Origin of the sequence: Frondihabitans sp. 762G35, assembly GCF_002074055.1 — a bacterium.
GTDB lineage: Bacteria > Actinomycetota > Actinomycetes > Actinomycetales > Microbacteriaceae > Frondihabitans.
On the sequence record NZ_CP014619.1, the window covers coordinates 2060259 to 2079985 of the forward strand.

The 19727-nt window shown below is 72.7% G+C and carries 17 protein-coding genes; 6 read left to right on the forward strand and 11 right to left on the reverse strand.

Features of this window, described 5'->3' with window-relative positions; translation table 11 throughout:
• The first annotated feature begins 8 nt into the window (after positions 1-8).
• Positions 9-878 carry an RDD family protein gene (locus AS850_RS09875; protein ID WP_119868958.1) on the forward strand — a complete coding sequence of 290 codons (870 nt, stop codon included), beginning with the start codon at positions 9-11 and terminating at the stop codon, positions 876-878.
• 52 nt (positions 879-930) lie between these two features.
• On the opposite strand, the gene AS850_RS09880 is transcribed toward AS850_RS09875, so the two are convergent.
• The 5 genes from AS850_RS09880 to AS850_RS09900 all read right to left on the reverse strand — a co-directional run bounded on the left by AS850_RS09880 (position 931) and on the right by AS850_RS09900 (position 5538).
• A complete protein-coding gene (locus tag AS850_RS09880; protein ID WP_119870252.1) occupies positions 931-3156 on the reverse strand; it encodes a heavy metal translocating P-type ATPase in 2226 nt (741 codons plus the stop codon).
• Between the two features lie 47 nt (positions 3157-3203).
• Positions 3204-3425, reverse strand: coding sequence for a heavy-metal-associated domain-containing protein (locus tag AS850_RS09885; RefSeq protein WP_119868959.1), 222 nt, complete (start codon positions 3423-3425; stop codon positions 3204-3206).
• A gap of 56 nt (positions 3426-3481) precedes the next feature.
• Positions 3482-3781 carry a metal-sensitive transcriptional regulator gene (locus tag AS850_RS09890; protein ID WP_119868960.1) on the reverse strand — a complete coding sequence of 100 codons (300 nt, stop codon included), beginning with the start codon at positions 3779-3781 and terminating at the stop codon, positions 3482-3484.
• 133 nt (positions 3782-3914) lie between these two features.
• Entirely contained in the window at positions 3915-5336 is a 1422-nt protein-coding gene (locus AS850_RS09895; protein ID WP_119868961.1) for a phosphomannomutase/phosphoglucomutase, read from the reverse strand.
• Positions 5326-5538: a DUF3499 family protein gene (locus tag AS850_RS09900; RefSeq protein WP_119868962.1), complete on the reverse strand. Its 213-nt coding sequence runs from the start codon at positions 5536-5538 to the stop codon at positions 5326-5328. Before AS850_RS09900 ends, AS850_RS09895 begins: the two co-directional genes overlap by 11 nt.
• A gap of 74 nt (positions 5539-5612) precedes the next feature.
• Between AS850_RS09900 and AS850_RS09905 the strand changes: the two genes are divergently transcribed.
• Entirely contained in the window at positions 5613-6056 is a 444-nt protein-coding gene (locus AS850_RS09905) for a metallopeptidase family protein (RefSeq protein WP_119868963.1), read from the forward strand.
• A 61-nt stretch (positions 6057-6117) separates the two neighbouring features.
• Here AS850_RS09905 and AS850_RS09910 read toward each other — a convergent pair whose 3' ends face one another.
• The 4 genes from AS850_RS09910 to galE form a co-directional block, all read right to left on the reverse strand.
• Positions 6118-7548 carry a DUF5719 family protein gene (locus AS850_RS09910; RefSeq protein WP_119868964.1) on the reverse strand — a complete coding sequence of 477 codons (1431 nt, stop codon included), beginning with the start codon at positions 7546-7548 and terminating at the stop codon, positions 6118-6120.
• Positions 7541-10372: a glycosyltransferase gene (locus tag AS850_RS09915; protein ID WP_164088426.1), complete on the reverse strand. Its 2832-nt coding sequence runs from the start codon at positions 10370-10372 to the stop codon at positions 7541-7543. The genes AS850_RS09910 and AS850_RS09915 overlap by 8 nt, the downstream gene beginning before the upstream one ends.
• Before the next feature lie 99 nt (positions 10373-10471).
• Positions 10472-10855 carry a WhiB family transcriptional regulator gene (locus AS850_RS16985; RefSeq protein WP_119868966.1) on the reverse strand — a complete coding sequence of 128 codons (384 nt, stop codon included), beginning with the start codon at positions 10853-10855 and terminating at the stop codon, positions 10472-10474.
• 189 nt (positions 10856-11044) lie between these two features.
• Positions 11045-12007 carry a UDP-glucose 4-epimerase GalE gene (gene galE, locus AS850_RS09925; protein WP_119868967.1) on the reverse strand — a complete coding sequence of 321 codons (963 nt, stop codon included), beginning with the start codon at positions 12005-12007 and terminating at the stop codon, positions 11045-11047.
• Between the two features lie 140 nt (positions 12008-12147).
• Between galE and AS850_RS09930 the strand changes: the two genes are divergently transcribed.
• Positions 12148-13101, forward strand: a complete 954-nt coding sequence (locus AS850_RS09930; protein ID WP_119868968.1) for a GlxA family transcriptional regulator — start codon at positions 12148-12150, stop codon at positions 13099-13101.
• Between the two features lie 3 nt (positions 13102-13104).
• Here AS850_RS09930 and manA read toward each other — a convergent pair whose 3' ends face one another.
• Positions 13105-14277, reverse strand: a complete 1173-nt coding sequence (gene manA / locus AS850_RS09935) for a mannose-6-phosphate isomerase, class I (RefSeq protein ID WP_119868969.1) — start codon at positions 14275-14277, stop codon at positions 13105-13107.
• Between the two features lie 84 nt (positions 14278-14361).
• On the opposite strand from manA, the gene AS850_RS09940 reads away from it, so the two are divergent.
• Together AS850_RS09940 and AS850_RS09945 are read left to right on the forward strand one after the other, a co-directional pair.
• A complete protein-coding gene (locus AS850_RS09940; protein ID WP_119868970.1) occupies positions 14362-16200 on the forward strand; it encodes a hypothetical protein in 1839 nt (612 codons plus the stop codon).
• Between the two features lie 59 nt (positions 16201-16259).
• Positions 16260-17651 carry an O-antigen ligase family protein gene (locus AS850_RS09945; RefSeq protein ID WP_119868971.1) on the forward strand — a complete coding sequence of 464 codons (1392 nt, stop codon included), beginning with the start codon at positions 16260-16262 and terminating at the stop codon, positions 17649-17651.
• Here the strand turns inward: AS850_RS09945 and AS850_RS09950 are convergent.
• On the reverse strand, positions 17599-18372 hold the full coding sequence (locus AS850_RS09950) for a polyprenol monophosphomannose synthase (RefSeq protein ID WP_216819726.1): 774 nt from the start codon (positions 18370-18372) through the stop codon (positions 17599-17601). The two genes, AS850_RS09945 and AS850_RS09950, sit on opposite strands and share 53 nt — an antisense overlap.
• A 26-nt stretch (positions 18373-18398) precedes the next feature.
• Here AS850_RS09950 and AS850_RS09955 point away from each other — a divergent pair, with 26 nt between their 5' ends.
• Positions 18399-19727 carry an exopolysaccharide production protein gene (locus AS850_RS09955; protein WP_119868973.1) on the forward strand — a complete coding sequence of 443 codons (1329 nt, stop codon included), beginning with the start codon at positions 18399-18401 and terminating at the stop codon, positions 19725-19727.

Here is a 19727-nt window from a genome sequence, read left to right on the forward strand (position 1 = left end):
TACTAGGCATGAGAGGCCGACGAGCGCTCCGAGCAGCCCCACCGGCCTTCGATGTGTTCGAGGCCGACGAGGACGAGCTGGTGACCGGCGAGGCCGTCGGGCTCGACCTCCGGCCGGCCGGCTTCGTGCTCCGGCTCGCCGGGGTCGCGATCGACTACGTCGTCTACGCGATCGTGCTGATCGGGCTCCTCCTCCTGCTGAGCATGGCGGCCGACGCGGCGCTCGTCGACGAATCGACCGGGAGCGCTCTCGCCATCGCGTCCGTCGTCCTGGCCCTCGTCGTCGCCCCGACGGCGATCGAGACCGCCACGAAGGGCAGGTCGATCGGCAAGTACGCGGTCGGCGCCCGGGTGGTGCGGCTCGACGGCGGCGCCATCGGGTTCCGTCACGCCTTCACCCGCGCGCTCGTCGGGATCCTGGAGATCGTCATGACGGCGGGCGGCCTCGCCGTGATCGTCGCTCTGCTCAACCGGCGCTCGAGACGGCTCGGAGACCTCCTCGCGGGCACCTACGCCCTCGGTGAGCGGCCTCCCCGCGCGGGGCGCATCGTCCACCGGGTGCCACCCGAGCTCGAGGCGTGGTCGCGGACGGCCGACGTGGCCCGGCTCCCCGACTCGCTCGCTCGGCGGCTGTCGGCGTTCCTGCAGCAGGCGCCGCGGCTCCTGCCCGAGAGCAGGATCCGCGTGGCCGGCGCGCTCGCCGCCGAAGCGTCCGCGTACGTGTCGCCTCTCCCCGCCGTCGACGCGGAGACCTTCGTGATCGCGGTGTCGGCGGTCCGCCGCGACCGCGAGGCGCGCGCCCTCGCCGCCGAGGCCGGACACCTCGACCGGCTGGCGCCCGCCCTCGAGAAGCTGCCGCAGGGGTTCCCCCGCCGCTGAGGCGGACGAGCCCCTCACCGCCGCGCGAGCCCGTCGGGCGGGCAGCGCGCCGTCAGCGCCGGAGCCGCAGGCTGTTCCCCACGACGACGAGCGACGACAGCGCCATGGCGAGCCCGGACACCACGGGGTTGAGAAGACCCAGCATGGCGATCGGCAGGGCAGCCACGTTGTAGGCGAAGGCCCAGAACAGATTGCTCCTGATGATCCGGAGGGTCCGCCTCGACAGCCGGATCGACTCCGCCACCAGCGTCGGGTCGTCGCGCACGAGGGTGATGTCGCTCGCCTCGATCGCGGCGTCCGTCCCGCCCCCGAGGGCGATGCCGAGGTTCGCCCCGGCCAGGGCCGCGGCGTCGTTCACGCCGTCGCCGACCATCGCGACGATGCGTCCCTCCGCCTGCAACCGGCGGATCTCGGCGAGCTTCCCGTCGGGGAGGACTCCGGCGACCACCCGGTCGATGCCGACGCGTCCGGCGACCGCGCGGGCCGCCCGCTCGTTGTCGCCGGTGAGGAGGATCGGCTCGAGCCCGAGGGCGCGGAGCTCGTCGACGGCCTCGCGGCTCGTCGCCCGGACCTCGTCGCCCACCGCGACGACCCCGAGGGCGCGCCCGTCCCGGGCGACGGCGACGGCCGTCAGACCGTCGGCCTCGGCGTCCGCCACGGCGGCGGCGAGTCGGTCGTCGAGGACGACCGCCCACGCGGAGGCGAGCCAGGCCGGGCGGCCCACCGCGACGACGGACCCGTCGACCGTACCGCTCACGCCGAGCCCGCGGGTCGAGACGAAGTCGCGGGTGTCGGGACGGTCGGACGCCGGAGCGGCCTGCGCGATGGCGCGACCGACCGGGTGCTCGGAGAGCGACTCGAGCGCGGCGGCCGACCGGAGGAGGGCATCCTGCGATTCGCCGTCCGCGACCGTGACGCGAGCCACCGTCATGACGCCGGTCGTCAGGGTGCCCGTCTTGTCGAGGACGACCGTGTCGACCGTGCCCGCCTGCTCGAGCATCTGCGGACCGCGGATCAGCACGCCCCGGCGCGCGCCGCGCCCCGTCCCGACGAGGAGAGCCGTCGGGGTCGCGAGCCCCAGAGCGCACGGGCAGGCGATGATGATCGTCGCGACGGCGGCGGTCACGGCGAGTTCGACGGAGTGCCCCGTGACGAGCCAGCCGACGAACGTCAGGGCGGCCAGCAGGATCACGACGGGCACGAAGATCCCGGACACCCGGTCGGCGAGACGCTGGACCCGTGCCTTGCCGGTCTGCGCCTCCTCGACCAGGTGTGCGATGTGCGCGAGCTGCGTGTCGCGCCCGACTCTGCTCGCGCGGACGGTGAGATGCCCGCCGGCGTTCAGGGTGCCGCCGGCGACGGCATCGCCCTCGGCCACCTCGACGGGGACGGACTCCCCCGTCAGGAGACTCGCGTCGACAGCCGACGAGCCGGCGACGACGACGCCGTCGGTCGCGACCTTCTCGCCCGGGCGGACGACGAAGACGTCGCCGACGGCGAGAGAGGACGCGTCGACCCGCTCCTCGCGACCGTCGACGAGCCTCGTGGCCTCCGTGGCCCCGAGGTCGAGGAGCGCGTGGAGGTCTCGGCCGCTGCGCTCCCGCGCTCGGGCCTCGAGGTACCGGCCGGCCAGGAGGAACGTGGTGACGGCGGCTGCGACCTCGAGGTAGACGTCCTGCGAGGAGGCGTCGGCCCGCCCGACGAGCTGCAGCGTCATGTGCATGCCCGGCGCCCCCGCCCCGCCCCAGAACAGCGCGGAGACCGACCAGCCGAAGGAGGCGATGACGCCGAGACTGATCAGGGTGTCCATGCCGACGGCCAGGTGACGGGCCTGCCGCCAGGCGGTCCGGTGGAAGGGCAGAGCCCCCCAGACGGCGACCGGAGCGGCCAGCGCGAACGCGAGCCACTGCCAGTTCGCGAACTGCAGGGCCGGGATCATCGACATCAGGAAGACCGGGACCGTGAGGACGGCCGAGACGACCAGGCGCTGGCGCAGGGCGCCGGCCGAGCCGTGGTCGTGCTCCTGTCCGGCCGCGTGGTCGTGGTCGTGGCCCGAGGTGTCGGAGGGGGCGTCGGGAGCGGGGCGCGTGGGCCGCGGCTCCTGCCGGATGCTCGCGCCGTATCCCGCGGCGGACACGGCCGCCACGGCGTCATCGTCGGAGACCCCGGCCGGGAGCTCGACGCGGGCGCGCTCGGTGGCCAGGTTGACGGCGGCGGTGGCGCCCGGGATCCGGTTCAGTTTCCGCTCGACCCGCTGCGCGCACGACGCGCAGGTCATGCCCGAGATGTCGAGGTCGAGGGTGCGCGCCGTTCCGTCGATCTCCGTCACGAGCGGTCGGCCACGCCGTACCCGGCCTCGTCGACGGCCTCGCGGACGAGAGCGTCGTCGAGCGGGGCGGCGCTCGTGACGAGGACCGCGCTCGAGGCGCCCGGGCGCAGCTCGACGTCGACACCGGTCACCCCGTCGACGGCGGAGAGCTCGGTCGTGACGGCGCGGACGCAGTGCACGCAGGTCATTCCGTCGACGAGGTAGGTGGTGGTGGTCATGGTGTCGCCTTTCGCGTCGGGGTCGGGGTGCGGGGCAGGAGCCTCGGGGCGAGGCCTCACGAGCGCACCAGTCGCGCGATCGCGGCCGACGCCTCCCGCACCTTCTGATCGGCCACGTCGCCGCCCTCCCGGGCCGCCTGGGCGACGCAGTGGGCGAGGTGGTCCTCGAGGAGCTGGAGCGCGACGGTCTCGAGCGCCCTGGTGGCGGCGGAGACCTGCGTGAGGATGTCGATGCAGTAGGTGTCGTCCTCGACCATCCGCTGGATGCCCCGGACCTGCCCCTCTGCTCGCTTGAGCCTCTTGATGATCACGGCCTTGTCTCGGGCGTACCCGACGCTCGTGTGCTCGTGTTCCATGCCTGCCTCTCATACCCCCTGGGGGTACAACCCTACGCCCGTCCTCGTCCTGGCGATACCCCAAGGGGGTATTCGGAGCCAGGACCGCGAAAAGGCCCGCCCCGGTGACGGGACGGGCCTTCCTCGAGCGGGACTACTGGCGGATGAGCGCGAGCACGGCGTCGCGCACGCGCGCCATGCCGCTCGGCGTCGCCGCCTCGGCGTTGAGGCGCAGCAGCGGCTCCGTGTTCGACGGCCGCACGTTGAACCACCAGAACTCGCCGTCGTCGTACGAGCCCGAGACCGTGAGACCGTCGAGCTCGTCGAAGTCGCCCTTGCCGGTGTAGGCGTCCACGATGCGTGCGTAGGCGGCGGGGACGTCCACGACGGTCGAGTTGATCTCACCGCTGGCGGAGTAGGGCGTGTAGCGGTCGGTGAGCACGGACAGCGGGTCGGGCCCGGCGCCGAACTCGGCGAGCACGTGGAGCGCGGCCAGCATGCCGTTGTCGGCACCCCAGAAGTCGCGGAAGTAGTAGTGCGCGGAGTGCTCGCCGCCGAAGATGGCGCCGGTGGCCTTCATCTCGTCCTTGATCAGCGAGTGGCCGACGCGCGTGCGGACCGGGGTCGCTCCGGCCTGCTCGATCGCCTCGGGGACGGCGCGCGACGTGATGAGGTTGTGGATGACCGAGATCGACTCGTCGGGCGCGGCGGCGCGGACTCGGGCGATCTCGCGGACGGCCACGATGGCGGCCACCGCCGAGGGGGTGACGGCGTCGCCCTTCTCGTCGACGACGAAGCAGCGGTCGGCGTCGCCGTCGAAGGCGAGACCCAGGTCGGCGCCGTGCTCCACGACGGCCTTCTGGAGGTCGACGAGGTTCGCGGGCTCGAGGGGGTTCGCCTCGTGGTTGGGGAAGGTGCCGTCGAGCTCGAAGTAGAGCGGGATGATCTCGATGGGCAGCTCGGGAAGGCCCGCGGCCGTGCCGAGGACGGCCGGCACCGTGAGGCCGCCCATGCCGTTGCCGGCGTCCACGACGATCTTGATGGGGCGGATCGCCGAGAGGTCGACGAGCTGGCGGAGGTACGCCGCGTAGGAGGGCAGCGCGTCGAACGGCGTGACCGTGCCCCGCTCGCCGCCCGCCGTGATGCCGTCGGCGAGGAAGCCCGCTGCACGGTCGCGGATCGACGAGAGGCCCGTGTCGAGGCTGATGCCCTGGGCTCCGGCGCGGGAGAACTTGATGCCGTTGTAGGTGGCCGGGTTGTGGCTCGCCGTGAACATGGCGGCGGGAGCGTTCCGCGATCCGGAGGCGAAGTACGTCTCGTCGGTCGAGCAGAGTCCGAGCAGCGTCACGTTCGCACCGCGCGCCGTCGCGCCGCGCGAGAACGCCTCGGCGAAGCCCGGCGACGAGTCGCGCATGTCGTGGCCGACGACGATCTCGTCGGCGCCGGAGCCGATCTCGTCGGCGAACGCGGCACCGAAGGCCTCGACGACCTCGGGCGTGAGCTGGGAGCCGACCAGGCCGCGGACGTCGTAGGTCTTGACGAAGGCGGTGAGGTCTACGGGCGTTTCAGAAGTCATTCCCCAAAACTACATGCCGGACGACCTGCCACCCCTGCGGAGCGGACAACCGCTCGGCGTGCCGCTCGCAGAGGTCGTAGCCGTGAGGCTCAACGGTCGTGCTGAGCGGCCCGACGACCGCCATCGAGTCGGCGTAGTCGTACGTCAGAGTCGCCACGGCCTCGTTCTGGCACGTGACCTTGCTGCAGGGTCGCCCGTTCATCTGGGCTCCACCCTAACCCCGCGAGGGTCGGGAGACCGCGCGCCGCCCGGGGCGCGCGCGACTACCATGAACGGATGGCCAGACCTCCGCGCGTCCGCTCGTCCGGCCGGGCCGCTTTCCGCGACCGCCACGGCCGCGGGCTGCGCTCGAGCGCGGCAGGTCCCCACCTGCCGTTCCTCCGCACGCGCATCGACCTCTTCGACGACATCGTGGCGTCGACGGCGCACTATCTCAAGGAGCTCTGGCCGGACGAGCTCGACGACGTCGTCTTCCGCGTGGCGGGACTCCCCCAGCGGGCCCCCGAGAGCTCCTTCGAGCGCTTCCGGGTCGACAAGTCCAAGCGGGTCGTGACGTTCTACCGGCTGCCCATCGAGCGCCTCACCCGCACCCCGGAGTCGCGTCAGCAGGGCGACGCCGAGTGGCAGCACCGCGCCCTCGTCGAGGGCTACGTCTTCCGCGCCGTCGGCGACCTTCTCGGCAAGGATCCCTGGGAGCTGGCTCCCGACCGCTACCGCTGACGCCGCTCGCTGTCTCGCGGACGACCTCGGGGTAGACGGTCACCTCGGGGTAGACGGCGACCTAGGGGTAGACGGTGACCGGCGACGACACGGCGGTCGGCGAGAACAGCGGGTAGGCGGCGATCGCCCCCGACTCCTCATAGCTCACCGCGGCGCGGAGCCCGTCCGCGCTCGACAGCGTGTAGACGCCGCGCGCCCGGAGCGGCGACGAGACGCTCGCGTTCGCCGGTACGGCCAGCTTCGTCGTGACGGCCCTGTACCCGGGGCCCGCTGCGAGCCGGTAGGTCGCCTCGATCGCCCGATTCGTGGGGTTCGTGACCGTCAGGAGCCCCGCCGGCCCCGTCGCCGCCGTGAACATCGTCGTCCCGCTCAGTGCGGGGGCGCCGCCCGTCCAGGCGAGATCCGTCGAGGAGTCGGTCGCCACGCTCGAGGTGCGGACCCCCGCGACCACGGGCACGTTCGAGTCGATCGTCGCCGTGTAGTCGGCCGCGGCGAGGTCGTCGAGCGGGAGGTCGGTGACCTGGCCGCCCTCGGCCGACACCGTGAAGGTCGCCCCGGTGCCGGAGGTCGTGCTGAGCTGGATGGACAGCTGCGCGTTGGCCTCGCCCGGGACGAAGACACGGACGACGGGAGCGAGGTCGGCGAAACCGTCCTGGCCCGCGGCCGCGGCGACCCGGTCGGTGTCCCGGACGACGACGCCGGGAACGGTCACGCGCCTCGCGGGGGCGGCGGACGCGCTGACGAGGTCGGCACCTCCGGCCTGCAGCGTGCGGACCACGCTCACCTGGAGGCTCGAGACGATCTGTCCGCCGCGACTGGTCACGTGGACGACCGGCGAGGCCAGGTCGGTCGCGAATCCGGACAGCGGCACGACCTTCTGGCTCCTCGGAGCGACGACGATCCCCTGGAGCCCCGGCCCTTGGACGGCGCCGTTCTCGGCCCAGACGGACAGGTCGACCGTCGAGTTGACGTCGGTCGGGTTGACGAGGCTGATGAGAGTCGTGCGGCCGGTCTGGGTGGAACCGCCGACGAGCCAGGTCGAGTTCGTCGGTTCCTGGCAGGGCGCCGCGGCGAAGCCGCTGAGGTCGCTCTCCTGAACGTCCTGGCTCTGGGACCCCGCGACGAGCGGGATCCTCGTGCCGTCCGCCGGAGCCGTGACGAGCAGCGGCGAGGACGGGCTGCCGTCCGCGCCGGTCAGAGGGGTCCGCACCGCGCGGTCGCCGCTTCCGGCCCCGGTCACGGTCGCGGTCGAGCCGACCGCGGAGAGGCTGGTCGCCGAGGCCCCGGTGTCGCCGGAGAGGCGGAGGAGGGAGCCCTCGCAGACGCGCTGCTGGTCGAGAGCCACGGGAGTCACGACCCGCGCGGCGGGACGGTCCTCCAGGCGAGGGATCGGAAGGGCCGTGGCGGCCGCCACGACGCCGGCCCCGACGGCCAGGGCGACGACGCCGACCGCGAGGCGGACACCGGTTCGGACGATGGTTCGCCTAGTCATCTCGCTCCTCGTCGAAGGTCGTGGCGGGCTGTTCCGCCTCGGGGACGCCCGGTCGGGCGCGGCGGCGCCGGGGCGTCGTGGGGATGGCCAGCAGGAGCGCCGAGCCGAAGACGAGCGCCCAGGTCGCGAGCACGATCGGCCGGAGCGGTCCGTCCGCCGGGGTCGCGACCGTCCGCACGGTCGCGTCGGTGTAGCGCCACAGCAGACCGCTCGACGTCGACCCGACGGGCTGGAGCAGCGCGTTGCCGTCGAGGGACTGCGAGGCCCGCTGGCGGAGGTCGTCGGCCGGGCCGTCGTCGCTCGTGCGGCCGAGCAGGACGAAGCCGATGCCGAGCTCTGCGAGCGTCTTCTTCGGGTCGTAGCCGCTCCGGCTCACGAGGTTGCCGGCGAGGACCGTGAGGTCGCTGGTCGTCGACGACAGCTGCTGCTGCGTCGAGTCGAGCGTCGACTGGTCGTCGAGGCTCTCGCCCTGGCCGCGCTGGAGCGACACCGCGAGCGAGCCGTCGGGCTGCGGCGAGAGCACGAGGGTGCCCACGTCGGGTTGGGCCACGGCCTCCGCCGTGACGTAGGCGCTGAGGATCCTGCCGCTCGAGGCGCCGATGGGGGCGACCCCGACGAGGGTCGCCACGATGAGCGGGACGGAGGCCGCGACGCCCAGGAGGGCGAACAGGAAGCCGAGCGGCGGCGTGAACCGGGGCACCCGGTCGAGCGTGACCGAGGCCGCCACGACGAGCCCGAGGAAGTAGAGGCTGAGGCCGCTCCCGGCCCAGATGGCGGTCGTCGAGTTGCCGACGCCGGTGAGCTGCACGTGGGTCGCGGCGACCGCCGTGACGTAGCCGACAAGGGCGGCGGCGAGAGCCGCGACGGCGCGCCCCCGGGACGGCAGGAAGACCGAGGCGGCCGCGAGGAGGCCGAGCGGGAGCATCGCGACGACGACGAGGACGGCCATCGTCGACCCCGTCAGCCCGAGCGGCGCCACGAGGGCGGTCCAGCCGTTGAGGCCCGTCTCGGGCGAGCCGAGGGCGAGCTGGAGGGGCGAGGCCGGGACGTTCCGGGTGGGGACGCCGGGGTCCGCGAAGATCGCCCACCACGTGCCGCGTGCCGCCTGGGCGAGCGCGATCGGCACGAAGAGCGCGATCGCGGGCAGCGGCACCGCGAGCATCCGGTGGGCGCCGCGGGGCCGGAGTGCGATGGCCGCCAGCCAGCCGAGCACGAGCGCGGGCAGCAGGGACGGGGTGGAGGCCGCGACGACGGCGAAGAGGATCGACGACGTGGCTCCTGCCGACCAGGACCGGTGCGACGCGAGCAGCGCGAGCACGAGGAAGGGGAGGGTGGCGTGCGTGATCGCCGCCCCGAGGTGGCCGGTCTGCAGCGCGGCGAGCCCCGGCGGGGAGACGGCGTAGACGAGCGAGCCGAGCGCCGGGATCCAGGTGCGCTCCGTGAACCGGCGCACGACCAGCCACGATCCGAGCGCCGACAGGGGCAGGGCGAGGAAGAAGAAGACGACCACGGCGAGGGAGGGCGCCCAGAACGTGAAGGTCCCGAGCACCGCCACCACCAGGGCGAAGGGGTCGGAGGGCCCCACGTAGCCGGTCCCGATCTCGTGCCAGCCGTAGCCGACCGAGTGCCACAGGGCGCCGAACGTCGTCGAGAGCGGCAGGAGCCCGCCCCCCGTGACCGCGCTCTTGCCGAGCAGCGGGAAGAACGCCACCACGCCCACGATCGCCGCCAGCAGCGTGACCCACAGACCGCCCGAGCCGACGTAGCTCGCCTTGGGCACCGCGGCGTCCTCGACCTCGGCCAGCTGGGCGTCGCGCTCGTTGACGCGCCGCTCGCGGAGCTGCGCCCAGTCGGCCCGCAGCGGTCGGATCGCACCCCAGCCGAGCTTCTTCGTGCGCCGGAGCGAGGTGCGGGCCGCGGTGATGCCGCTCGACCCGAAGGCGGTCCGGAACGCGGTGCGGATCTCGCCGACGACCGCGCCGGGGTTCTTGGCCAGGAGGTGCCAGACCGACCGTAGGAACGCGAGCGGGACGAGGCTCAGCCAGTGGAACGGGAGCGCAGCCGCCGGGGCGTAGACGAGCCGTCGATGGAGTTGGGCGTCGCGGCGCAGGCGAGAGCGCCGGGCGTGCCCACCCTCGGCGCGACCGAAGTCCTCGGGAGAGCCCTGGGAGAGCACGCGGGCCGAGGGGACACGGACGACGCGGTGCCCCGCCAGGCGGGCCCGGACGGAGAAGTCGAGCGACGCGTCGATGTGCGGCAGACCGGGGTCGAAGCCGCCGAGCAGCTCCCAGACGCGACGCCGGACGAGCATGCCGCCCGCGGCGACTCCGAGGACGTCGGCCTGCACGTCGTGCTGGGCCTGGTCGAGCTCCCCGGTGACGAGGGCGAGCGAGGCGCCGAAGCGCGTCATCGTCTCGCCGAACTCCGCGATGACGCCGCGTTCGTCCCACCGCATGAGCTTGGGGCCGGCGACGGCGACCGAGGGGGCGACCTCCACCGTCGCCATGAGCTCCTGGAGCGCGGTGTCCTCCGGCGCGTTGTCGTCGCCGAGGATCCAGATCCAGTCGTCGTCGGAATCGGCGCCCGGCCCGGCGACCCGGAGGCCGTGGGTGACGGCCGCTCCGAGGGTCGTCCCGCGCGGTGCGCTCGTGAGCTGCGCGGCCCCGCTGAGGGAGAGGCGTCCGGCGTCGGAACCCGGACCGCCGATGTCGACGACGATGAGCGACTCCGGCGGACGCGACTGTCGCGACAGACCCTCGAGGGTTCTGTCGAGTGTGGTCGCCCCACCCGGGGCGACGAGGATCGCTGTGACTCTCGGCTGCATGACGCTCGAAACCCTAGGGGCGGACGCGGCCGGAGACGGCCATCGACCGGGCGCGCCGTTCCGATTCATAGGAATGGAGGGCGAGCGCCCGAGGCGCGGTCAGGCGCGACGGCGGATCTTGCGGCGCTCGCGCTCGGAGAGACCGCCCCAGATGCCGAATCGCTCGTCGTTCTGCAGGGCGTACTCGAGGCACTGGGCCCGGACGTCGCAGGAGGCGCAGATCTTCTTCGCGTCGCGGGTCGAGCCGCCCTTCTCGGGGAAGAACGCCTCGGGATCCGTCTGCGCGCAGAGCGAGTCGGCCTGCCAGGCCAGCTGGTTGTCCTCGTCGGTCTGACGACGGACACCCGGAACCCCGAGGAGCACGGGGTCGACGTGCCAGTCGTCGGGGACACCCGCGCCCAGGTGGCGGAGGACACCGTCGCCCCCGGCTGCCTCGAGCAGAGCTCCGCGGTCTTGGATATCGCCCTGGTCGTTGATGGCCATCGCGCATCTCCCCTCGTGTGCACTCGCTTCCCCGGCGGTCGCGATACACGTAATTACACCGGTGTAACTAGGGGTACGTCAAGTCGGGCATCATAAAACCCTCGACCCCCGACTGAGGGTGATTTGGTGTTCGGGCGTGTCGCGCCGGGGTACAGCGAGGAGGACCGACGGAGGGGTCTCGGAACGTGGTCACGCTGCGGCGCGACGCGCCTCCCAGGCGCTCGAGACCATCTCGAGGAGGGTGTGGCGCATCTTCCAGTCGAGGTCGCGTGCCGCCAGGGCGCCCTCCGCCACGATGCGATCGGGGTCGCCGGGACGGCGGGGAGCGACCACGGGCTCGAACGGGATCCCGGTCGCCTCGGCCATGGCCGTCATGATCTCGCGGACGGAGACGCCGTCGCCGGAGCCGAGGTTGTAGGCACTCTCGAGGGTCTCGCCCGCGTCGAGGCGCTTGGCCGCCGCCGCGTGCGAGACGGCCAGGTCGGCGACGTGCACGTAGTCGCGGACGCAGGTGCCGTCCGGCGTGTCGTAGTCGTCTCCGTTGATCGAGGGGGTCCGGCCCTCGAGCAGGGCCTGGAAGACGAGCGGGAAGAGGTTGTGCGGGCTGGCGTCGTAGAGGTTCTGCTCGCCGGAGCCGACCACGTTGAAGTAGCGCAGGCTCGTGTGCCGGAGCCCGACGGCGACGGCCTGGTCGCGGAGGAGCCACTCCCCGATCAGCTTCGACTCGCCGTAGGGCGACTCGGGAGCCTTGGGCGTCGACTCCGTGACGGTGTCGGTCGGGGGGACGCCGTAGACCGCGGCGCTCGACGAGAACACGATGCGATCGACCGAGCGGTCGGCCATCGCCGCCAGGAGCCGGGAGGTGCCGGTCACGTTCTGCTCGTAGGTGTGCAGGGGCCGCTGCACCGACACGCCGGCGTACTTGTAGCCCGCGACATGGACGACGCCCGTGATGCCGTGCCGATCGATCGTGTCGACCAGCACCTCGCCGTCGAGGATCGACCCCCGGACGAACGGAACCTCGGCCGGGACGAACTCCTCGAGCCCGCTGGAGAGGTCGTCGAGGACGACCGGGTCGAGCCCCTCCGCAGCCAGTGCGCGAACCACGTGTGAACCGATGTACCCGGCGCCGCCGGTGACCAACCAAGCCATGGAGCAAACCTATCGTGGCGATCCCCCCGTGACGGCGCCGCCGGTGCCGCGCGCCGACGAACCCCTTGTGAAGAGTCGGCGAGGCATGGCAGGATCCGGATGGTCACCGAGAAGACGCCACCGCTCCGAGAGGCCGCCCCATGCTCCGTTCCGTCGCCGTCCTCGCCGTGGACGGACTCGCCCCGTTCGAGTTCGGCGTGGCCTGCGAGGTCTTCGGCATCGACCGGAGCGACACGGGCGGCCCCGTCTTCGACTTCCGCGTCGTCACGGCCCGGCCGGGCACGGTGTCGACGAGCCTCGGTTTCACGCTGCAGGTGGCCGACGGGCTCGACCGGGCCGCCGACGTCGACCTCGTGGTAGTGCCGGCCCACGGGAGCGGGCCGGTCGATCCCGTCTACGTCGACTTCCTCCTGCGGGCCCACGCGCGCGGCACGACGATCCTCAGCATCTGCAGCGGCGCGTTCGTGCTCGCGGCGACGGGACTCCTCGACGGTCGGCGCGCGGCCACGCACTGGATGCACGCCGACGAGCTGCGGCGCCTCCACCCCGCCGTGACGGTCGATCCCGAGGTGCTCTACGTCGACGAGGGCTCGATCGTGACGAGCGCGGGGACGGCGGCGGGCATCGACGCCTGCCTCCACCTCGTCCGTCGGGAGCTCGGCGCCGGAGCGGCGAACGCGGTCGCGCGGCGGATGGTCGTGCCGGCCCAGCGCGACGGCGGCCAGGCGCAGTTCATCGCCGTGCCGATCCCGGAGCGCACCCCCGACTCGCTCGCCCGGGTCACGGACTGGATGCTCGCGAACCTCGACCGCGAGGTGACGGTGGACGAGCTCGCGCGGAAGGCGCTCATGTCGCCGCGGACCTTCGCGCGACGGTTCCGGGCGGAGGTGGGCACGACGCCGGGCGCGTGGCTGAACCGCCAGCGGCTCCTGCGCGCCCAGCACCTGCTGGAGGAGACCGACGACACGCTCGAGGCCATCGCCGACGCCACCGGCTTCGGGTCGGCGGCCGTGCTGCGGCATCATTTCGCCCGGGTGCTCCAGACGACGCCGACGGCCTACCGCCGCGCCTTCGGGGAGCGGCAGCGCGCCTGACGGCTAGGCGCTCGTCGCGACGAACGCCTCCCCGTCGCCCGTCACGGCCAGGCGCCACTCGTCGGGCGTGACGTAGACCGACTCGCCGCGGGTGAGGCGGATGTTGCCGTCCTGGCCCTTGAGGTGGAGCTCGCCCTCGGTGACGAGGACGATCGACGGACCGCCGAGCGACACCACGGCGCCGGTCTCGCCCGGGACCACGTGGAGCAGGGCGAACCCGACGCCCTCGGGATCGAAGCGGGAGACCCCGGGGCCGGCCTCGGTCGGGCGCAGGTAGGGCAGGGGCAGCGGGTCGAAGTCGAGCACGCGGAGGAGTTCGGGGACGTCGACGTGCTTCGGCGTCAGACCACCGCGGAGGACGTTGTCGCTCGGCGCCATCAGCTCGATACCGAGGCCGCCGAGGTAGGCGTGGATGTTCCCGGCGGGGAGGAACAGGGCCTCGCCCCGCTCGAGGCTGACGCGGTTGAGCAGGAGGGCGATCACGACGCCCGGATCACCCGGGTAGAGCTCCGCCAGCTCGGCCACCGTCGCGACGGACGGCGAGGCACCGGTCGAGACGCGCTCCGTGGCGGCTCGGCTCACCGCGGCGATGGCGGACTCGGCGCCGTCGCCGCCGTCGAAGAGCCACGCCACGGTCGCCTCGAGGGAGTCCCGGAGGTGCTCGCGCAACGCCTCGAGGCGGCCGGAGCCGGCGTCCAGGGTGTCGACGTCGGCGAGCGCCTCGTCGAGCGGCCGGAACCCGCAGAGGGCGTCGAAGGTCTCGCTCAGCGCGTAGATGATCTCGGGCTTCGGGAACGGATCCTTGTAGTTGCGGTTGCTCGCCTGGAGCGGCACGCCGGCCCGGTTCTCCCGCTCGAAGCCCTCGCGCGCCTGCTCGGGGGTCGGGTGCGCCTGGATCGAGAGCGGGGAGTCGGCCGCCAGCACCTTCATCAGGAACGGCAGGTGGCGTCGGCCCTGCCCGAGGGCACGGTCGGGTTCGGAGGCGATCCAGTCCGCGAGCGTGTCCGCCCCGTCGACGACGGCGGGATTGACGACGACGCTCGGGGACCCCGGATGCGCGCCGAGCCAGAGCTCGGACTCGGGGCGCCCGGACGGCTGGCGGCCGAGGAGCTCGGCGATGGCCGACGGGGAACCCCAGGCGTAGTCGCGGGGGATGTTGGTGATGGCGAGGAACACGTGCCCAAACTAGCAACGACGAGGCCGAGCCGTGCTCCGCGCCTCCCCGGATCCGCTCCGCGCCCCCGCTACTGTGGGATCCTCATGGTCGCCCCGCTCCCCCTCGCCCGACGCGCCTGGGGTCGAGTTCCCCGGGCGGCGCGAGGCATCCTGCTGGCCGTCACGACGGGGCTCCTGTCGACCGTCGTGGCCGCCCTCGCGCTCGGGCTGACACCGACCGCCCTCCGCGAGCGCTGGCAGACCGGCACCGACGACGGCGTCCTGCACTACCTGCTGTTCACGAGCGCGACGCAGCGGTTCTCGTTCGCGGACAACCCGGATCTCGGGTTCCCGCACGGTCTGAACGTCTTCTTCTCCGGACAGGTCGACGTGTCGTCGGCGATCGTCATGAGGCTGCTGTCGTTCGCCGTGCCGAGCGGGTTCACGCTGCTCAACCTCTTCGTGCTGATGACCTTCGCCGGGGTCGGCGCGACCGGCTACGCCTTCTTCCGCGCGCTCCGCGTCCGCCCGTGGCTCGCCGTGATCTTCGGTGCGCTCTACAGCCTCGCCCCCTACCACTTCATCCGGATCGGGTACGGTCACGCCTTCATCTCCAACTACTGGGCCATCCCGCTCGTGGGGATCCTCGCCCTGGTGGCCGCCGGCGACGAGACCGACCCGTTCCGCGCCTGGGCGGAGCGCGGCCCGACCCTCCGGGCACGGCGTCTCCGCCGCTTCGGCCCTCCCGTCCTGCTCGGCCTCGCCGTCGCCACGACCGGCGGCTACTACTTCGTCTTCGGCGTCATCGTGGTGGCCGGCGTCTGGCTCGTCACCGCTCTCCGCACGCTGCTCCGGAAAGACGGCCTGCGAGCCCTCGCGGCGCCGACCTGGGCTCTGGGCCCGCTCGGGGTCTTCGTCCTGATCCAGCTCGTGGTGCTCAACAGCGGCTTCGGCGAGCGCTTCGCCCCGTACTTCGCGTCGCGCGAACCCGTCGAGTCCGAGCTCTACGCGGGCAAGCTCCTCAGCCTCCTTCTCCCCTGGAGCGGGTCCCGCATTCCGCTCCTGGACCGCGCCGGCGTCAAGTACGCCGACCTGAGCCCGATCGTCCCCACGACGGAGTCCCCGGGGACGCCCCTCGTCGCGTCCGTCGGCCTGATCCTGCTCGCGGTGGCCCTCGTCGCCCTGGTGGTGGCCGGGTCGTCGCCGGCACTCCGGTCGACCTGGTTCGGCCGCGTCGTCGACGACGACCGGGTCCGGATGCTCGTGGTCGGCACGGCCTGGACCTTCTGCTTCTTCATCGTGTCGGGCCTCGGCGTCGTGGTGGCCGTCGCCATCGGCCCCGAGATCCGCGCCTGGTCGCGCCTGAGCGTCGTCCTCATCCTCTTCGGGCTTGCCTTCGTCGCGATCCTCGTCGAGCGCACCACGCCCCGACGCGGGCTCCGCCTCGTCGTCGCCGCACTGATCGTGGCCGTGGCCCTCGTCGACCAGGTCGCGGGCGTCCGTCGCGCCGTCGACGTGAACCCCACCGCGGATCCGGTGGTCTCGTCGTTCGTCGCGCGCGCCGACGCGCTCCTGCCGGACGGCTGCGGCGTCGTGCAGCTCCCGCTGAAGAGCTTCCCCGACTCCGGCACCATCGGCCAGCTCAAGGACTACGACGAGGCGCTCCCCTACCTCTACACGGTGCCCGGCCACCTGAGGTGGAGCTACGGCTCGATCCTCGGCACGAAGGGGTGGACGATCTGGCAGCGGAGCACGACGCCCGAGACGTTCGCCGGCGCGGTCCGGTCGACGCGGGCCTGCGCCGTCGAGGTCGACCGCCGCGGCTACACGAGCGACCCCGCCGGCTGGCGAGCCCTCGTCCGGGCGGCGACGGGTTCCGTGGCTCCGGCCATCACCTCGTCGGACGGCCGCTTCCTGCTCTTCCCGGTCCCCGGTCGGGACTGACCGCACCCCGGGCCCTCCTCCGAGCTCGGGAGCGCCGCCGGTCGTCTAGCCTAGGCAGCATGTCCGTCGCCCGCTCCCTCGTCTCGCGCGTGAGCACGACGACGCGGCCGGAGACGGAGTCGACCCTCTTCGCCACCCTCGTCTTCCTGGTGCTCTTCGGCGGCGACCCCCTCCGCGACTCGATCAACTGGGCCGGCTGGGCCGTGGTCTGCGTGGCCTTCGTCGCCGCCTCGATCGTCGTCCTGGTGCGCCACCGGATCGCCTGGAGCCGTCTCCCGGTGCTGCTCGGCCTCTTCCTCCTCGTCGTGACCGCGTCGATCGCCTGGTCGGCCTACCCCGCGGGCACCGCGCTCGGGATCGTCACCCAGCTGATGACGACGGTGGCCCCGCTCGCCATGGTCGCGAGCCTGTCCTGGCCGTCGATCGTCAAGGCGCTCGGCAGGGCCCTGCGGATCGTCGTCGTGCTGTCGCTCCTCTTCGAGCTGGTCGTGTCCGTCTTCGTCCGGCGGCCGTTCTGCCCGGTCTACGTGGACTGCTCCGGCCGCCCTCCCGCCGCCTTCTACTGGAGCCGCGACAACCTCCTCACCGGGGGGCAGATCCAGGGTCTCCCCGGCAACAGCAACCTCCTCGCGATCTTCGCGCTCCTCGCCCTCGTCGTCACGCTGTGCCAGGCGGCCGACCGGGTCATCACGAAGCGCGAGGCGTGGCTCGGCGTCGTCGCGGGCGTGATCGCCCTCGCGCTCACCCGCTCGTCGACCGTCCTCATCTGCCTCGTCACGACCGCGGTCGTCCTCGGCTTCGCCCTGGCCGCCCGACGGATCCCGCTGCGGCACCGGTGGGTCGTGGGCGTCGCCGCCCTCGCCGTGGCGGGCGCCGCCGCGGTCGTCGCGGTCGTCGGGCGCTCGGCGATCCTCGGCCTCCTCGGGAAGAGCAGCGACCTCACCGGCCGATTCACCATCTGGAACGACGTCTACCGTCTGGCCGTCCAGCGCCCTGTCGTCGGCTGGGGTTGGACCGGCTACTGGCAGCCCTTCTACAAGCCCTTCACCGACCTCGCGAAGCGCAACGGCGTGGTCTACCTGCAGGCCCACGACGCCTACCTCGACGTCTGGTTCCAGCTCGGCTTCGTCGGTCTCGCGCTCTTCGTGGCCCTCCTGGTCACGACGGCGGCCCGCTCCTGGTGGTGGGCGACCGACCGCAGGATGCTCGGGCCCGCCTCCCCCGCCCCCTGGACGGCCCTCGACCTCCTGCCCCTGCTCCTCGTCGCGACGATGCTCGTCCACGCGGTCACCGAGTCGCGGCTCATCGTGGAGTGGGGCTGGGCGATCGTCACCCTGGTGTGCCTGGCGACCCGCGCCGACAACTTCCGGTGGTGGACCACGCCCCAGCCGGTCGTCCTCAGCGTCGACCGCGAAGGCGGGCCCAGCGCCTCTCGGCACCCCACCGCGTGACGCGCCGCATGGCCTCGACCACGATGGCCTGGCTCATCTTCGACTCGCCCAGCTCGCGCTCCCGGAACTCGATCGGCATCTCCGCGACGTAGCCGCCGCCATCGAGGACGCGCAGGGTCATGTCGACCTGGAAGCAGTAGCCCTTCGAGTCGATGCCGTCGAGATCCATGGCGCGGACGGTGTCCGCGGCGTAGACCCGGAACCCGGCGGTGACGTCGCGGATCCGGAGCCCGAGGGCGAGGCGCGCGTAGAGATTGCCGCCGCGGCTGAGGATCTTCCGGCTCGTCGGCCAGTTGACGACGGTTCCGCCGGGGATCCAGCGCGAGCCGATCACGAGGCTGGGCGAGTCCGTCCCGGTCGCGACGCGGGCGATCATGCGCGGAAGGGCCTCCGGCGGGTGCGACCCGTCGGCGTCCATCTCGACGAGGATCTCGTAGCCCCGCTCGAGACCCCAGGCGAAGCCCTGCACGTAGGCCGATCCGAGCCCGAGTTTTCCCGTGCGGTGCATCACGTGGACGCGGGCGTCGTCGCGCGCCATCTCGTCGGCCAGGCGGCCGGTGCCGTCCGGGCTGCCGTCGTCGACCACCAGCAGGTGGGCCTCGGGCACGGCTCGGAGGAGACGACCCGCGATGAGCGGGAGGTTCTCGATCTCGTCGTAGGTGGGCACGATGACGAGGGCGCCGGCGCCTGAGTGGCGGTGAGCTGCGTCGGTGGAAGGCACGACTGACACCCTGCCACAATGGGAGGGTGACCATCGACCGGGGAGCCCGCGATCCCCTGCGGCGGTACCTTTCCGCGTGGATCGGCTTCTCCGCCGGCGGGACGTTCAGCCAGGCCCTCTCCGTGGCGATCCTCGTCTACGCGCTCGGGGTGAACGCCGTGCGCGCGTTCGTCGGTCTGCCGGGCGAGCTGGCGATCCTCTCGACGCTGGTCGTGCTGGCCGCTCTCTCGCTGTTCGGCGCCCGGCACCGGATCGAGTGGCGCGGCATCCTGCCCCTCTCGCTGATCACGCTGTTCGCCTTCCTCACCGCCAGCGTCTTCTGGAGCGAGTACACCTGGGTCACCCTCGGCGGCGTGCTCTACGCGTTCGCGTTCGCGGCGCTCGGGATGTACCTGGCTCTCGGCCGCGACCTCGTCCAGGTGGTGCGCGCGACGGGCGACGCGCTGCGCATCCTGCTCACCGCGTCGTTGACGCTCGAGGTCTTCTCGGGGCTGCTCATCGACCAGCCGATCCCGTTCCTCGGCATCCAGGGCAACCTCGCGGTCGGCGGGCCGATCCAGGGCGTCGGCGGGACGCGCAACCTCCTCGGCTTCCTGGCGGCCCTCGCCGTGATCACCTTCGCCGTCGAGTGGTTCACCCGCTCGATCACGCAGGGCGTCGCGATCGCGTCGGCCTCGCTGGCGCTCCTCACTCTCGTCTTCGCCAGCTCCCCGACGTCGTCCCTCGCCGTCCTCGTGCTGGTCGTGGGCGCGATCGCCCTGCGCGGCCTCCGGCGGGCGCCCCGGGAGCGGAAGAACATCATCCAGGCGGTCCTGGTCACCCTCGTCGTGATCGGCGGGGTGCTCGCCTACGCGGGGCGGGCGCGGCTCCTGGAGGCGATCGGGGCGACGAGCGACCTCGAGGTCCGGCTCTCGCTCTGGGGCACCCTCCGCAGCCTCATCCAGCTGCACTCGATCGCCGGCTGGGGCTTCACGGGCATCTGGCAGACCGACGTCTTCCCGTTCTCGCTCTTCACCGTCCCCGGCGGGCGGCCGGCGCTCTCCGGCCTGGGCGCGTTCTTCGACACCTGGTTCCAGATCGGCCTGATCGGACTCGTGCTCCTGCTCGCGGCGGGAACCCTCGCGTTCGTGCGGGCCTGGCTGACGGCGTCCGAGCACCCCATCGTCGCGTACGTCTGGCCCGCCCTCGTGATGCTGCTCATCGGCGTCACCGCGCTGGCCGAGAGCTACGTGCTCTTCCAGAGCAACCTCATGCTCTTCGTCGCGATCGCGACGATCTCGGCGCGCAAGAGATCGTGGCGGGTGCGACTCCCCCACGGCGACGCGCCGCGGAGCGACCTGCCCGACCCGCGCTGA